This is a genomic window from Rufibacter glacialis, assembly GCF_008271745.1.
Taxonomy (GTDB): Bacteria; Bacteroidota; Bacteroidia; order Cytophagales; family Hymenobacteraceae; genus Nibribacter; species Nibribacter glacialis.
This window is the reverse complement of sequence record NZ_VKKZ01000019.1, coordinates 206,500-221,004: the sequence shown is the minus strand read 5'-3', so window position 1 is coordinate 221,004 and position 14,505 is coordinate 206,500. Positions and strand designations below refer to the sequence as shown.

The window sequence follows — 14,505 nt, the reverse complement described above, 5'->3', positions numbered from 1 at the left end:
TTAGGTCTAAGTTGAACACTTGAACCAGGTCTTGGATGACGTCTTGAATCTTATTTCTAGATCAAGGAAATAGCCCAGTGTTTAGGGGTCCCTTTTATAAAAACAGGTCTGAAATACTCGTGCGTTGCCAGACCTCCCAGGGTGATCCGGCAGGAGATTAGTTTTCCTTGGTGAACTTCAATGCCACGGAGTTTAGGCAGTACCGCAAACCGGTGGGCTTGGGGCCGTCGTCAAACACGTGGCCCAGGTGGCCACCGCACCGGCTACACAAGACTTCGGTGCGCAGCATGCCCATCTCTACATCTGGTTCTTCCAGCACGGCCTGGGCATTAAGAGGCTGGTAGAAACTGGGCCACCCCGTGCCGGACTCAAACTTGGTGTCTGAGCTGAACATGGGATTGCCACAGGCGGCACAGGAGTAGGTTCCTTTCTGCTTGTTTTTGTTCAATTCTCCTGAGAAGGCCCGTTCAGTGCCTTTCTCCCGCAACACGTAGTACTGTTCTGAGTCCAGGATCTTTTTCCATTCCTCCTCGGTCTTGACCACGGTGAACTGGGGTTGAACCTGATCCAGGGCTTTGGTTTGCTGCGCGGAGAACGGCTCCTGGCCCGAAGCCGCCGTAGTGGTGCGGGAGGCGTCTTTTTGGGCGCAGCCCATGGCCAAACAGGTGATCAGGGCAAGGCCGAGCGATGCGGAAAAAGCGTTCATGGTAGTACAGCGGTAAGAGGGAGATACTTAGTTAACTACGAAACCAGCAGGCCTTCCGGATGTTGCCGCGCCGGGTATTTATACGCCCTGAAGGGGGCTTCTTAGGAACTTACTATCCGGCCCCTCTGTTGCTCCATACACTCAAATAGCTGTAAGTGGTTGGGCAAAAGGGCTTTTTCATAAAAAGTATAGAAAAAACTAAGAAATCCCCTACCTTTGCGGACTGAAAATAACCTCCTGAATGCAAAGTATCCGCAACATCGCGATTATTGCCCACGTGGACCACGGTAAGACCACGCTGGTAGACAAAATTATCCACGCCTCAAAAATTTTTGACGCCCACCAACACTTCGACGACCTCATTCTGGACAACAACGACCTGGAGCGGGAACGCGGTATCACCATCGTTTCCAAGAACGTGTCGGTGCGGTACAAAGATGTTAAGATCAACATCATTGACACGCCTGGTCACGCCGACTTCGGTGGTGAAGTGGAGCGCGTCTTGAAAATGGCCGACGGTGTTCTTTTGTTGGTTGATGCCTTTGAAGGCCCTATGCCCCAGACCCGTTTCGTGCTAGGCAAAGCCGTACAGTTAGGCCTTAAGCCGATTGTGGTGGTGAACAAGGTAGACAAAGAGAACTGCCGTCCAGACGAAGTACATGAAATGGTATTTGACCTGATGTTCAACCTGGATGCCTCTGAAGACCAATTGGACTTCGTGACCATCTACGGTTCCAGCAAAAACGGCTGGATGAGCACTGACTGGCAGAAACCAACTGACAACATCACACCTCTGTTAGACGCTATCATTGAGGTGATTCCTCCGGCCCCTTCAGAAGAAGGCACGCCGCAGATGCAGATCACCTCTTTGGACTATTCTTCCTTTGTGGGCCGTATCGCCATTGGGCGCGTGAAACGCGGCACGTTGATGGAAGGTGCCAACATGAGCCTTTGCAAGCGTGACGGTTCTATCAAGAAAGTAAAAATCAAAGAACTTCAGGTATTTGAAGGCCTGGGCCGCGTAAGAGTGGAGTCTGTCTCTGCCGGCGAAATCTGCGCCGTGACCGGTATTGAAGGCTTCGAGATTGGCGATACCCTTGCTGATTTTGAGAACCCAGAGCCGTTGGAGCGCATCGCTATTGATGAGCCTACCATGAACATGTTGTTCACCATCAACAACTCTCCTTTCTTCGGGAAAGAGGGCAAGTTTGTTACTTCGCGCCACTTACGTGACCGTCTGTACAAAGAGATGGAGAAAAACCTGGCCCTGCGCGTAGACGAGACCGACAAAGAAGATACCTTCCTGGTATACGGCCGCGGTATCCTTCACTTGTCTGTTCTGATTGAAACCATGCGCCGCGAAGGCTATGAGTTACAGGTAGGCCAGCCACAGGTTATCTTCAAAGAAGTGGATGGCCAGAAAATGGAGCCAATGGAGCACTTAGTTGTGGACGTTCCTGAGGAGTCAGCCGGTAAAGTGATTGAATTGGTAACCCAGCGTAAAGGTGACCTGTTGATCATGGAGCCAAAAGGCGACTTGCAACACCTGGAATTCAACATTCCTTCCCGCGGTTTGATTGGTCTGCGTAACAACGTATTGACTGCCACAGCCGGTGAGGCCATCATGAACCACCGTTTTGTAGCCTACGAGCCTTTCAAAGGTGCTATCCCGGGCCGTATCAACGGTTCTTTGATCGCTATGGAAACTGGTCCAGGAACGGCTTACTCCATTGACAAACTGCAAGACAGAGGCGTGTTCTTTGTGGAGCCAGGTGAAGAGGTGTACATGGGCATGGTAATTGGCGAGCACTCCCGTCAGAATGACCTGACCGTGAACATCCAGAAAGGAAAGCAGCTGACCAACATGCGGGCCTCTGGTTCTGACAACAACGTGAAGATTGTTCCTAAGAAACAATTCTCGCTGGAAGAAGCCATGGAATACATCCAGAAAGATGAGCTGTTGGAGATCACCCCTAAGAGCATCAGAATGCGGAAAATCTACTTAGACGAGAACGAGCGCAAGCGCTACGGGAACAACTAAGCAGCTGATTTTATAGATAAAAGAAGAAGCCCGGCCAATTTGGCCGGGCTTCTTCTTTTAAGGGTGCTTCTTAAAATCTTACTGTGCTTTCAGAAGGACCTTGCGATATTTAAAGCGGCGTGTCATTGAGGCTGATCCTACCGGCTGGAGCAACTAGTGAACTTTTTTTGTGCGGGTAAAATGCGAGCTCTTGCTGATTTGATGAAACGCACACAAACCCTACACCTCATCCAACCCTCTTGCTGTTGATGCAATCTTTACTCAGGACTTCCATGGAGGTAGGTTTTGGGAAATGACTTCGCCCCCGTTTTACACCTTGCTCCCATGGAAGCTCTCTACTACTAACCAGGTTCTAAAAAAATCAGCTGCTTTGGGCTTGCTTTCATAAAAACAGGCCCAAAGCAGCTGATTCTATATATAGTAAAAACTGTATAAACCTCAAGGGCAGGAGTACGTATTTACCTATATACATCACCCCTTTCCTATGATCCAGGTAATTCCCGCTAAAGGTACCTCTGGTTATTTGCCAGGAAGAATTGGAGGATGTGCTGTATATAGAATGTTAATGCCACTGTGTACTTCTGTCATTTAAAAAACGGCAAAGAAATAGACTTCGACACCTTCCCTATCTGGCAGGAGTTCCTGTACCTGACTTCCGGGGAATGGCTTGTGAACGGGCTCCAGGTTCAGGAAAATGATAAGCTCTAATTTGCAGACATAGATGCCGTGCGAATCAAAATGCCTGCAGACAGCACCTGTATTTCAATAGATTTACCCGGCGTTGAGGCTATTTACTAAACTAAAAGTCGAGTCTAAGACATGCCCTTTAGTCTAAAACCTTCCCAGCCTTCTTTATGTTTTTTCTCTCTTGATCTTTATGCGTTACGTCCGCCATTACTGTCTACTTGCTTTACTGTGGGGCCTTTGCCTGCTACCCACCACCGGGTTTGGGTACGGGGTACTGACGCACCAGGCCATCATAGATGTCTGCTGGAAGCCCTCCCTCATGCCCCTCATCCTCAAGAAATTCCCCAACGCCTCTCCGGAAGCCCTTAAAAAAGCCCATGCCTTCGCGTATGGGGGCGCCATCATCCAGGATATGGGCTATTATCCCTTGGGGAATGTTTTCTTCACAGACTTGACCCACTATGTACGGACCGGGGATTTCCTGAACGCGCTTCTGCAGGAATCCAAAACCTTGGAAGAGTATTCCTTCGCCCTGGGAGCCATTGCCCATTATTACGCCGATAACTTTGGGCACCCCATTGGCACGAACCGGGCTGTGCCGATGGTGTATCCGGAGGTGGGAAAGAAATTCGGCCCCGTGGTCACGTATGAGGAAGACCCGTTGGCGCATGTGAAGATGGAGTTCGGATTTGACGTGTTGCAGGTAGCCCGCGGCAACTATGCCCCGGAGGCGTACCATGATTTTATCGGGTTTGAGGTGAGCAAGGACCTCCTGGAGAGGGCTTTCCTGAAAACGTATGGCCTTGAGCTAGGCAGCTTGTTCTTTAGTTACAACTTGACGGTAGGCACGTTCCGGCGTTCGGTGAGCAACCTGATACCCAGTCTAACGAAAGCCGCCTGGCACTTCAAAGCAGATGAAATAAAGGCGGCCAAACCCAGTGTTACCCGGCGTAAATTCATGTACCGGATCAGCAAAACCGATTACCACAAGAAATGGGGCAGGGAATACAACAAGCCTAACCTATTCCAACGGTTTATCAGTTTTATCATGCGGCTTCTGCCCAAAGTAGGGCCTCAAGAAGTGCTGTCCTTCAAAGCACCCACGCCTGCCGCCGAAAAGGTTTTCATGGAGAGCTTTAATGTGACGGTAGAAAAATACAGCGCGGAGTTGAACGCCCTGAGCGAAGGGAAAACTGAGTTCAAGAACACAGGGTTAGATACCGGCGAGAGCACGGAAAGGGGAAGTTACCTCATGGTGGACAAAACCTATGCGTACCTATTGGAGGACCTGGCAAAGCAGGACTTCAAATATGTGACCATGCCTTTGAAACAAGATATACTAAGGTTTTACAGCAAAGCCACGCCACCCAATACCCAGAACGAAGAGAGACTAAAGAAATGGCAGGAAGTGCAGGAGAATTTAGCCAAGCTGAAAAAGATTAACCCTTCTCAATAAATTGAACGGAAGTAAACTCAGCAGATGGGCAGCTAAACGACGGGTAATGCCGTCGGCCGAAGGCTGGCGTTTTGGTGTTGTTGGCAGACGTGGTTTTTATTTTATGTTTAACAATTCAATCACATCACATTCCCTACTTTTTTGTTTCCTTCCATAAAGTAGCCATGAGTACCAATTTTTATTTTTCCTCTATGGTAGTCGATAAATTTATTATTTAAAATCCACATTCTTGCCATTCCATATTTTGGGATCGGTAGCTCCGAATCGGTGATTAGCTTGCCATTTGAATCTTCAAATTCAGGATGAATTATAAAAAGTGCACCTTTATTATGGTCTGGGTGCTCATAGAAGAAATCCCATCTTATTCCTTGTAGTGGCCAGTAATATCTTCCACCCTCTTCTTGAGAAAAGATATTATAGGTTACTCTGAAGTCGGGCTTTCTACCAAAGCTTTCTTCGTAAGATTGATGCATGATTTTTATTTATGACTGCCAACGATCTGGTGTAAACGACGGCAGAAGGCTGCCGGCCGAGGCTGACGTTTACAGAATGTTAGCCAAGGTTGTTTTTATACATCCCCTAAAATTCTAAGGTAGAACGTTGCTGTTAACAATCCACTTATCACTACCGCTAATAGATTGCTTATCCTTTTCCGATTTATTTTTTCAGTAACTGAAACAGTTGTGAAAGCATACACTAACATGGAAGATGTAATAAGAACGAAACCGATAAATGTGAAAAGAGAAATCCATGCTTTGCCTACTTGGTCGTGAGTTCCACCAGCATACATTCTAATCAATAAGTCATTTAGGAGAAGTATTCCGTATCCATATAGAACGGCAGCAAGAAAGTTGATTTTATAAAGTCGATAGTTAACCCCTGCAACAATGATAAATGGCAAAACTGCTGTAGCTAGAATCGAGAAAGGGCCTCTGTAATAGCCAATAATGTTGCTGGAAATTACTAGAGTAAGCCCAATGATTATAGCGATAATGAATTTTACCATTTATATTAATTTTGGCTAACCACCCCACCCTACTTCTAGCTTACTTTTCAAAAAACAATTCAGAAATCCAATCGCTACTCAAAAGCTACCCGCTTTTTCTCCGTACTGCTCTGTTCAATCAACTCCACTACCTTGATCACATCTCGGGCTTGCTCTGGGGTGACGGCCAGCGGCGCTTCCCCTATGAGGGCCTGGTAGACGTTTTCATAGAAGGCGCGGTAATGCCCTGACTCGCTTTCTATCCTGCCTGTGAAGTGAAGGCCCTGGTGGGTGGTGTTCAGGTGACCCCAGATCTCTTCGGGCTCTACGCCCCAGTTCGGCGTCTCGTGCGGCAGCAACCCGTCGTTCAAGGCTTTTTCCTGTACATCCAGGCCATACTTGAGAAAGGAACCCTGGTCGCCGTGCAGAGTGTAACGGGGGCTTGGTTCCCGCACCAGCAAACCCGCCGACAGGGTCACCAATAGATTCTCATAATAGAGCATGGCTTCAAACTTATCGGGCACCGGGCTTTGGGGGCGCTGAATCCGGACATCCGCAGAGATTTCCTGCGGAGGGCCAAACAGCACCAGCGCCTGGTCTATCAGGTGGGAGCCCAGGTCATAGACAATGCCTGCCCCGGGGGCTTCCTCCTCTTTCCAGGTGTTTCCCTTGAGCGCTGGCCGGAACCGGTCAAAATGGGCCTTGTACTCTACTACCTTGCCCAGCACCCCGCTCTGCAGCACCTTCTGTACCGTCTTGAAGTCACTGTCCCAACGCCGGTTGTGGTACACGGTGAGCAGCCGCTGGTGTTTGAGGGCCAACTGGATTAATTCTTCGGCCTGGGCCGAGGTGGGCGTGAACGGCTTTTCCACCACCACGTGCTTGCCCGCCTCCAGGGCCTGTTTGGCCAGCGTGAAATGCGAACTATTAGGCGTGGCCACCACCACCAGGTCTATGGTTGGGTTCTGGAAGATCTCCTCTGCCTGATGGGTGATCTGGGCCTGGGGATAGCGGCTGTTGGCTATTTGAATGTTTTCTGGCCGGGTTTCCCGAATCATGGCCAATTCCAGACCTTCCACCAGATGAAGAAAAGGACCATGGAAGATGCGGCCCGCCATTCCAAACCCAATGAGCCCTACTTGTATGCTTTTCTGTACCTCTCTGGCCATCATCTTTTCTTTTGGTTATATGTGTCCGCTCTTACTATGGACCTGGGCTATAGATTTGCCCTTGTTACCTCTTGATCCGGTGAATATACAATTCCTCTCGCTTGCTCCTGCTACTCTTGCCTGTACCGGTACAGCCTACATCTGAGGCTGATCCTGTTGCGCTCTTCGGGCCATCTTCTGCCGCCGAAGGGAAAGCCCGCTCTGCCAGAAGCACCTGTTGATGGGCTAGATGGGGCACTGGCCCAGGTTGCCTGGAGCGCGAAAAATGGAAGCCTAAGCCTTCTTCGTCTCAGTTCCTTCGGCTTGTAGCGTATTTCTTCAGGAACTCAGTCCGTGAAAATCCGTAATTATACTTTGCAAAAAAAGGCGGGAGTGTAGATTTTAATCTCTACATTTGTTTATTATTATTATATCACATTGATGAAAAACGGTAAAGTAAAATTCTTCAATGATTCCAAAGGTTTTGGTTTCATTAAAGACGCAGACTCCAATGAGGAGTATTTCGTGCACGTGTCTAACCTGGTGGACGAAATCAGAGAAAATGATGAAGTAACTTTTGAGCTGAAAGAAGGCCGCAAAGGTTTAAACGCTGTAAATGTAAAACTTGCTTAAGTTTTAATATACATCAGTCCTCTAAAAGGGCCTCACACAGAGTGAGGCCCTTTTTTATGGCCCCTATCCCACAGAATCAGCCATTGCCTATTTCCAGTTCTGGCCTTTTCTACGCAAGCACTTTGTTGCTACCCTCAGGCACCTTACACCCTCCTACCCAAAGGTGAGCTTTTTAGGTATGTTTTACAGAAAACCTGCCTAAAGCAGATGCAGAGTTGGGTAAGTTTGAGTAGATTACAAAGGAAATGGCCGTTGGAAACATCGGTCATCAGAAGCCTTGTAGGGCATCATTAACACAAGACCCAATTCAAATCCTAATATGTCTTTTTCCTTTTTCAGTAGCCGTTATGGGCTCCTCGCCGGTTGTAGCCTGGCCTTTTTTTCGTGCGCTTCCCCAGACAAACCAGAAACCCAGCAGACCCCGCCCAGTGCCACGCCGGTAGTCACCGCCTCTGGAAAAACCCAGGAGTCTGCCACCGCCCCAGAGGCGCCCAACACTACCCCAGCCCCTGCTGCGCAGCCTGCGGGTGAACCCGCCACTGCCGCCGCCATTCTGGCCCGTCCGCAAGTGCCTATTCTGTGCTACCACCAGATACGCGAGTGGAAGGCCAGCGACGGCAAAGTGGGCAAAGACTACATTGTAAAGGTGGCCGAGTTCAAAGCCCAGATGAAGATGCTCGCCGACAGTGGCTACCAAACCATCTTACCCGACCAGTTACAGGCCTACCTCACCAAAGGCACGCCGCTGCCGGCCAAGCCCATCATGCTCACGTTTGATGACACCAAGCTGGACCAATATACCGTGGCCAAGCCAGAGCTGGAAAAGTACGGCTTCAAAGGCGTGTTCTTCATCATGACCGTCTCTATTGGCCGACCCAACTACATGACCAAAGAGCAGATCAAGGAACTGTCAGATGCCGGGCACGTGATCGGGTCGCACACCTATGACCACCACAACGTGAAGAAATACCAAGGCCAGGACTGGGTGACCCAGATTGAGAAACCTACGAAGCAACTGGAAGCCATCACCGGCAAACCCATCAAGTACTTCGCCTACCCCTTCGGGCTCTGGAACCCCGAAGCCATTCCTGAACTGAAGAAACGCGGGTTTGACGCCGCCTATATCCTAGCCACCAAGCGCGATCCCAACGACCCGTTATATACCATCCGGCGCATTATTGCCAGCGGCTACTGGAGCACCAAAGGCCTGCATAACAGCATTGTGAATAGTTTTTAAGCAGAAGTAGAATCTCTAAACGTAGGGGCAATCCCTGGTGGTTGCCCCTGCGTTTGGGCAACTACCAGGGATTGCCCTACTTTTTGCTTAATACCTTGATGACAAACTATTTTCCTTCTGACGCGCCTCTCCAGAATCGTGACATGAGATAAAGGATAGTCTCTGACTAGCTTCGCTGCAAAGCAGCCGAAACATGGAATTTCCGGAAGCTTCCAGCAGCCCCCATGAACTGCTCTTTTAACCTCCTTTGAGCAAGAGGCATTAGTACAGGTACCCATGGCTCTATCGTCTACTCAAAAGACCTCGCAGTGTCCGAAGGTCCTGCGAGTGTCTGTGCCACGGACAGGGATTCACGGCAAGTCTGGAGAAGCGCACCATCACAAGTCTGAAGAATCGCGCCAGCAGCAGTAAAGGGAAGATTTTAAGCCATAGAAAAACCAACCAACCTAAAAAGCCTTTCGGGCCTGTTTCCACAGAAACAGGCCCGAAAGGCTTTTACTAATTACTAACAACTAATTACTATCAACTAATCACTAAAACACCCACCGCCTAGCACTGCTCCAAGGCCTGCAAAATGTCGTTCAGGATATCATCCGCGTACTCCAGGCCTACGGAGATCCTGATGAGGCCGGGCGTGATGCCTACGGCTTGGCGCTCGTCTTCGGTGAGTTTGGCGTGGGTGGTGCTGGCTGGGTGCGAGGCGATGCTACGGGTGTCTCCTAGGTTGGCGGTGAGCGACATGAGCTGCAGGCTGTCCAGGAATTTCCGGCCGCTCTCCAGGCCGCCTTTCAGCTCAAAGCAGAACAGGCCGCCGCCGTTTCTCATCTGTTTTCTGGCAATTTCATAGTTCGGGTGCGTGGGAAGGAACGGGTATTTGACCCAGTTCAGTTGCGGGTGGTTCTGTAATTGGGTAGCGATGGAAAGTGCATTGCCCGCGTGACGTTCCATGCGCACATCCAGCGTTTCCAGGCTCTTGCTTAAAATCCAGGCGTTAAACGGCGAAAGGGCGGGGCCTGAGCTGCGGCAGAACAGGTAGATGTCTTTGATGAGCTCTTTCTTGCCCACCACTACGCCGCCCAGCACGCGCCCTTGCCCGTCTATCCACTTGGTGGCCGAGTGCACGATCAGGTCTGCCCCGAATTCAACGGGCCGTTGGTTCACCGGAGTAGCGAAGCAGTTGTCTACGTTGAAAATAAGGTTGTGCTCTTTGCAGAGTTTGCCGGCGGCTTCCAGGTCAATGATGTCCAGGCCCGGGTTGGTAGGCGTTTCCAGGTACAGCATCTTGGTGTTGGGTCTGATGGCAGCGGCCCATTCCTCGGGCTTGTCGGCGGACACGTAGCTGTATTCAATACCGTACTTGGGCAGGTACTTGGTGATGATGGTATGCGTGCTCCCGAAGATGGAGTTACAGGCCAGCAGGTGATCCCCGGCCTTGAGCAAGGCCATGAACGAGGCGAACACCGCACTCATGCCCGAAGCCGTGGCATAGCCGGCCTCAGCCCCTTCCAGGGCGCACATCTTGTCTGTGAACTCCTGCACGCCGGGGTTGCTGAACCGGCTGTAGATGTTGTCGTCGGTCTCGTCGGCGAAGGCGGCGCGCATGTCCTCGGCGTTCTCAAACTGGAAGCTGCTGGTAAGGAACATGGGCGTGGAGTGCTCCATCTCATGGGTGCGCTCGGTCTGTATTCTGATGGCTTTGGTAAGCGGATGGTATTCCATGGTGAATGTGCTAATTTTTCAATGTGCTGATGTGCTACGGGGTTGGCGCCCGGTAGGAAAGAGGTGAAACGCTTTGGCAGAAGACACTCGTAGGACCTCCGGACACTACGAGGTCTTGGGAGCAGGTGGGTTGCCGTTAAAGGCCTGTCTTCAGAAAAAGAGGCCTTAACCGTAGCGGCGTAACACGGTTACGCCGTGTCACCATGAAACGGGCCGCCTCCCCCTGGAATAGCCGTCCTGCAAAACAGCAAGAATTGTTGCAAAGGCAGTCTACGGGGTGGTTGAGACGGTACTTGCGGCTGGAGCCCCGGCGTAACCGTGTTACGCCGCTACGTGGCGTTTAGGAGCCGTTTTCTGGAAAACAACTCCTAACTCAGGACTCAGAACTCAAGACTCAGAACTCGTTACGCAGTAACCCTTACTTCCCAGGTGATGTGGGCCCCGGCCAGGCGCAGCGTCTCGGCTACGGAGCAGTATTTCACCATGGAGAGTTCACAGGCCCGCTCGGCTTTGGTCACGTCCAGGTTGCCTTGCAGTTCAAACACCACGTGCACCTTTTTCCAGAGTGAGGGTTCTTTGCCGGCCTCGCGCTCCCCCGAAATTTCCATTCTAAGCCCCTGTAGCTCTTGGCGTTGCTTTTTCAGGATCATGACCACGTCAATGCCGCTGCACCCGCCCAGGGCCATCAATAACATCTGCATGGGGCGGACCCCTGCGTTCAGGCCGCCATTCTCGGGGCTGGTATCGGTGGTGAGGAGGTGGCCGTTGGCGTCTTTCGCCTCAAAACCATAGTCGCCGGTTACCCGGTTCATCTCAATTCTTATCATTTTTATTACGGTTTTACGCCTGTAGGCCTTTACTTTGTAAGAGTTAAAGGTACTACATGAATTATTTTCAATATAACCAACCTTTTGAATTAGAAGGAGGGCAAACACTTCCAGAAATCACAGTGGCGTACCACACCTTTGGTACCCTGAACGCAAATAAAAGCAATGTGGTCTGGATTTGCCATGCTCTTACCGCTAATTCCAACGTGTTGGATTGGTGGGACGGCATAGTAGGGGAAAGTAAGGTCATTGACCCTGAACAACATTTTATTGTCTGCGCCAACATTCTGGGCTCCTGCTACGGCAGCACCGGCCCGCTGAGCAACAATCCCCAGACCGGGGCACCCTATTACAGCACGTTCCCGCAGGTCACCATCCGCGACATGGTACGGGCCCACATCCTGCTGCGCGAACACCTGGGCCTGGAGAAAATCCATATTCTGGGAGGGGGCAGCTGTGGTGGCTTTCAAGTCCTGGAATGGGCGCTAGCAGAGCCTGAGGTCATTGATAACCTGTTCCTTTTGGCTACTGCCGCTGCTGAAAGCACTTGGAGTATAGGCATTCATACCACGCAGCGTCTCATGCTGGAAGCCGACGGTACCTGGGGAGAACCCAGCCCAACCGCCGGTAGCAAAGGCCTGAAAGCGGCCCGCGCCCTGGGCACGCTCACTTACCGCAATTACCAGATCCTGGCCCAAAATCAGACCGACCCAGACCCTGAGAAACTGGATAATTACCGCGTGTCTTCCTACCTCCAGTACCAAGGCGACAAGCTGGTGAACCGCTTCAATGCCTACTCTTACTGGATCCTGACCAAAGCCCTGGACAGCCACCACCTGGCCCGCGGACGGGGCGGCCGGTTAGAACCTGTTTTAGAGAAAATACCCCAGAAAACGCTGATCATTGGCATCAGCAGCGATATCCTGTGCCCCGTGCAGGAGCAGCAGTTCCTGGCCCGGCACCTGCCCCAGGCCACCTACGTGGAGATTGACTCCAATTATGGCCATGATGGGTTTATCATTGAGGGGCAGAAGATCTCCCAGCATTTCACCGCCTGGCTCCAGGAAATAGAAAAGCCGATCTCTGACGTGATCGCGTAGAGACCAGGCATTGCCTTGTCTCCGGCGGTAGTCCCCGTAAAAAAGGTATTACCGGCAAGAAACCTTGCGGTGAACGAGGGTGCGTTCCTTGGGAAATTGGCAATGTGGGAAATAAGACCTGCAATGCGTCAGAGACAAGGCAGTGCCTGGTCTCTACGGTGGGAAATAGGAAACCTGCGTTTTTTGAAAAAAGACCTAGAAAACCCCTACTGCTTTCAGCAGAATCCTGAGGCTCCAGATAATCACCAGGGAGCCTACGGCGATGAACATGGTCTTCATGGGCAGGCGGCCAGCCAAACGGGCGGCAAGGGGGGCGGCAATCAGGCCGCCTAAGATCAAGCCCAGAATGATATGCAGGTGGCTTAGCCCCAGCATGAAAAAGAAGGTGAGGGAACTGGCCAGGGCCACAAAGAACTCGGTGATGCTCACCGAACCGATCACGAACCGGGGGGTACGGCCTTTAGAGATCAGGGTGCTGGTTACCAAAGGTCCCCAACCGCCGCCGCCAAACGAGTCCAGGAACCCGCCGGCGCCCGCCAGCCAACCCGCCTTCTTGATCTTCTTGCGCTCCTTGTTCTTCCGGAAGGCCGTGTAGATGATCCTGGCCCCCAGAATAAGCGTGTACGTGGCCAGAATAGGCCGCACGTAATTGGCATACTCCTCCCCTACCACAGACAGCAGGTAAGCGCCTAAAATGGCCCCCAGCACTCCTGGTATCAGCAGCACCTTGAAGAGCTTCATGTTCACGTTGCCGAACTTGTAGTGGCTGTACCCAGAGGCGCCGCTGGAGAAGATCTCGGCGGTATGGATACTCCCGCTGATGGCCGGCAGGTTCACCCCCAGTGACATGAGAATGGTGGTACAGGTAACGCCGTAGCCCATGCCCAAAGCCCCGTCTACCATCTGGGCCACAAAGCCCGCCACAATCATCCAGTAAAAGAGCGAGTCAATGTTTTGCAGGAACTGCCCGGTCTGGCCTACCATCTCCTGCACCGGAATATAGGCAGAGAGCAGCAAGCCCAGCACCGTGAACAACAGGGCTATGATTCCGCCGGAGGCCAAGGCGATAACCCAGGAACCGGACTTGCGTTTCTTCGGCTTGCCGGGCGTGGTTGCCATGACTTTGGTGATGTCATTGAGCTGTGTCACCTTGGCGGCAAAGTCGCCTTTGAGGCGGTACCTGATCTGCTGGAGGTTGTCCAACACCTGGTCCAGTTCCTCGGGCAGGGTTTCCTGGAACGTCTCTTTCAGGCGCTTGGCCATGGTAGGCGATTTGCCGTTGGTGGAGATGGCGATCTTCAGGTTTCCCTTGCGCACAATGGAGCCCAGGTAGAAATCGCACAGGTCAGGCGTATCGGCTACGTTCACTAATTTGCCCTGGCGCTTGGCCTCCCGGCAAATCTGGTGGCTGGCTTCCCGGTCATTCACGGCCACAATCACAATATCGGCTCCAATGACATCTTCGGCACTGAAGGCTTTGGGCACCAGGGCTATGTTGTGGTGTTCCTGGGCTAGTTGCAGCAAGGCCTCATTGAACTGGATAGCCACTACTTTGATGGTGGTGCGCGGGGAATTCTGCAGCAGCGCGGTCAGTTTCTCCAGCCCCACATTGCCCCCGCCTACTACCAACACCGTCAGATGCTCCAGTTTCAGAAAAACCGGGAACAACTCATTTTGCTCTTTGATGGTGGTAGTGGTCATATTCAAATTCAAGGGTTTATGATGGAAGCTCTGGCTTGGAACCGGGCCTTACCAGAGGAAGAAGGCACTTCGCCCGGCAAACCAGACAACAGAAGCAGACGAGGCTGGGGAAGGCGTATCTACAGCGATATAAATTAGAGAATTCTTTACAAATTACCCAATAAAAATACAATATAATTAGCAATAAGACATATAAAGCATCTATATCTTGCAACTTATACTATTATCCTTTTTGGTTGGCAGAGAAATGATAATGGTCAAAAGG

General features: G+C 51.3%; 12 protein-coding genes. 5 read left to right on the top strand and 7 right to left on the bottom strand.

Annotated features, from left to right (window positions below):
• Positions 1-157: 157 nt before the first annotated feature.
• A complete protein-coding gene (msrB, locus tag FOE74_RS05695) occupies positions 158-706 on the bottom strand; it encodes a peptide-methionine (R)-S-oxide reductase MsrB (protein ID WP_225840685.1) in 549 nt (182 codons plus the stop codon).
• 241 nt (positions 707-947) lie between these two features.
• Here msrB and typA point away from each other — a divergent pair, with 241 nt between their 5' ends.
• Both typA and FOE74_RS05685 read left to right on the top strand, forming a co-directional pair.
• Positions 948-2,747: a translational GTPase TypA gene (gene typA / locus FOE74_RS05690; protein WP_149097636.1), complete on the top strand. Its 1,800-nt coding sequence runs from the start codon at positions 948-950 to the stop codon at positions 2,745-2,747.
• 877 nt (positions 2,748-3,624) lie between these two features.
• A complete protein-coding gene (locus FOE74_RS05685; protein WP_149097635.1) occupies positions 3,625-4,890 on the top strand; it encodes a zinc dependent phospholipase C family protein in 1,266 nt (421 codons plus the stop codon).
• Positions 4,891-5,009: 119 nt separating this feature from the next.
• Here FOE74_RS05685 and FOE74_RS05680 read toward each other — a convergent pair whose 3' ends face one another.
• From FOE74_RS05680 to FOE74_RS05670, 3 genes are all read right to left on the bottom strand, one after another.
• Positions 5,010-5,363, bottom strand: coding sequence for a hypothetical protein (locus FOE74_RS05680; protein WP_149097634.1), 354 nt, complete (start codon positions 5,361-5,363; stop codon positions 5,010-5,012).
• Positions 5,364-5,458: 95 nt separating this feature from the next.
• A complete protein-coding gene (locus tag FOE74_RS05675) occupies positions 5,459-5,896 on the bottom strand; it encodes a hypothetical protein (RefSeq protein ID WP_149097633.1) in 438 nt (145 codons plus the stop codon).
• Between the two features lie 74 nt (positions 5,897-5,970).
• A complete protein-coding gene (locus FOE74_RS05670; protein ID WP_225840683.1) occupies positions 5,971-7,047 on the bottom strand; it encodes an oxidoreductase in 1,077 nt (358 codons plus the stop codon).
• Between the two features lie 417 nt (positions 7,048-7,464).
• Between FOE74_RS05670 and FOE74_RS05665 the strand changes: the two genes are divergently transcribed.
• Both FOE74_RS05665 and FOE74_RS05660 read left to right on the top strand, forming a co-directional pair.
• The gene (locus FOE74_RS05665) at positions 7,465-7,656 is read left to right on the top strand and encodes a cold-shock protein (RefSeq protein WP_062542753.1); all 192 of its coding nucleotides are present in this window, start codon (positions 7,465-7,467) and stop codon (positions 7,654-7,656) included.
• Positions 7,657-7,975: 319 nt separating this feature from the next.
• Entirely contained in the window at positions 7,976-8,893 is a 918-nt protein-coding gene (locus FOE74_RS05660) for a polysaccharide deacetylase family protein (RefSeq protein WP_149097632.1), read from the top strand.
• Between the two features lie 549 nt (positions 8,894-9,442).
• Here FOE74_RS05660 and FOE74_RS05655 read toward each other — a convergent pair.
• Both FOE74_RS05655 and FOE74_RS05650 read right to left on the bottom strand, forming a co-directional pair.
• A complete protein-coding gene (locus FOE74_RS05655; RefSeq protein ID WP_149097631.1) occupies positions 9,443-10,612 on the bottom strand; it encodes a trans-sulfuration enzyme family protein in 1,170 nt (389 codons plus the stop codon).
• 404 nt (positions 10,613-11,016) lie between these two features.
• Positions 11,017-11,439 (bottom strand): OsmC family protein, encoded by a 423-nt coding sequence (locus tag FOE74_RS05650; RefSeq protein ID WP_149097630.1) that lies wholly within the window; start codon positions 11,437-11,439, stop codon positions 11,017-11,019.
• A 56-nt stretch (positions 11,440-11,495) separates the two neighbouring features.
• On the opposite strand from FOE74_RS05650, the gene metX reads away from it, so the two are divergent.
• Positions 11,496-12,539, top strand: coding sequence for a homoserine O-acetyltransferase MetX (metX, locus tag FOE74_RS05645; protein WP_149097629.1), 1,044 nt, complete (start codon positions 11,496-11,498; stop codon positions 12,537-12,539).
• A 195-nt stretch (positions 12,540-12,734) separates the two neighbouring features.
• Here metX and FOE74_RS21615 read toward each other — a convergent pair whose 3' ends face one another.
• Positions 12,735-14,252 (bottom strand): TSUP family transporter, encoded by a 1,518-nt coding sequence (locus tag FOE74_RS21615; protein ID WP_308422680.1) that lies wholly within the window; start codon positions 14,250-14,252, stop codon positions 12,735-12,737.
• Positions 14,253-14,505: the final 253 nt, after the last annotated feature.

What these genes read in the sequence shown, in the direction of transcription:
- msrB (WP_225840685.1), bottom strand. Translation starts at nt 706, where the DNA reads ATGAACGCTTTTTCCGCATCGCTCGGCCTTGCCCTGATCACCTGTTTG.
- typA (WP_149097636.1), top strand. Translation starts at nt 948, where the DNA reads ATGCAAAGTATCCGCAACATCGCGATTATTGCCCACGTGGACCACGGT.
- FOE74_RS05685 (WP_149097635.1), top strand. Translation starts at nt 3,625, where the DNA reads ATGCGTTACGTCCGCCATTACTGTCTACTTGCTTTACTGTGGGGCCTT.
- FOE74_RS05680 (WP_149097634.1), bottom strand. Translation starts at nt 5,363, where the DNA reads ATGCATCAATCTTACGAAGAAAGCTTTGGTAGAAAGCCCGACTTCAGA.
- FOE74_RS05675 (WP_149097633.1), bottom strand. Translation starts at nt 5,896, where the DNA reads ATGGTAAAATTCATTATCGCTATAATCATTGGGCTTACTCTAGTAATT.
- FOE74_RS05670 (WP_225840683.1), bottom strand. Translation starts at nt 7,047, where the DNA reads ATGATGGCCAGAGAGGTACAGAAAAGCATACAAGTAGGGCTCATTGGG.
- FOE74_RS05665 (WP_062542753.1), top strand. Translation starts at nt 7,465, where the DNA reads ATGAAAAACGGTAAAGTAAAATTCTTCAATGATTCCAAAGGTTTTGGT.
- FOE74_RS05660 (WP_149097632.1), top strand. Translation starts at nt 7,976, where the DNA reads ATGTCTTTTTCCTTTTTCAGTAGCCGTTATGGGCTCCTCGCCGGTTGT.
- FOE74_RS05655 (WP_149097631.1), bottom strand. Translation starts at nt 10,612, where the DNA reads ATGGAATACCATCCGCTTACCAAAGCCATCAGAATACAGACCGAGCGC.
- FOE74_RS05650 (WP_149097630.1), bottom strand. Translation starts at nt 11,439, where the DNA reads ATGATAAGAATTGAGATGAACCGGGTAACCGGCGACTATGGTTTTGAG.
- metX (WP_149097629.1), top strand. Translation starts at nt 11,496, where the DNA reads ATGAATTATTTTCAATATAACCAACCTTTTGAATTAGAAGGAGGGCAA.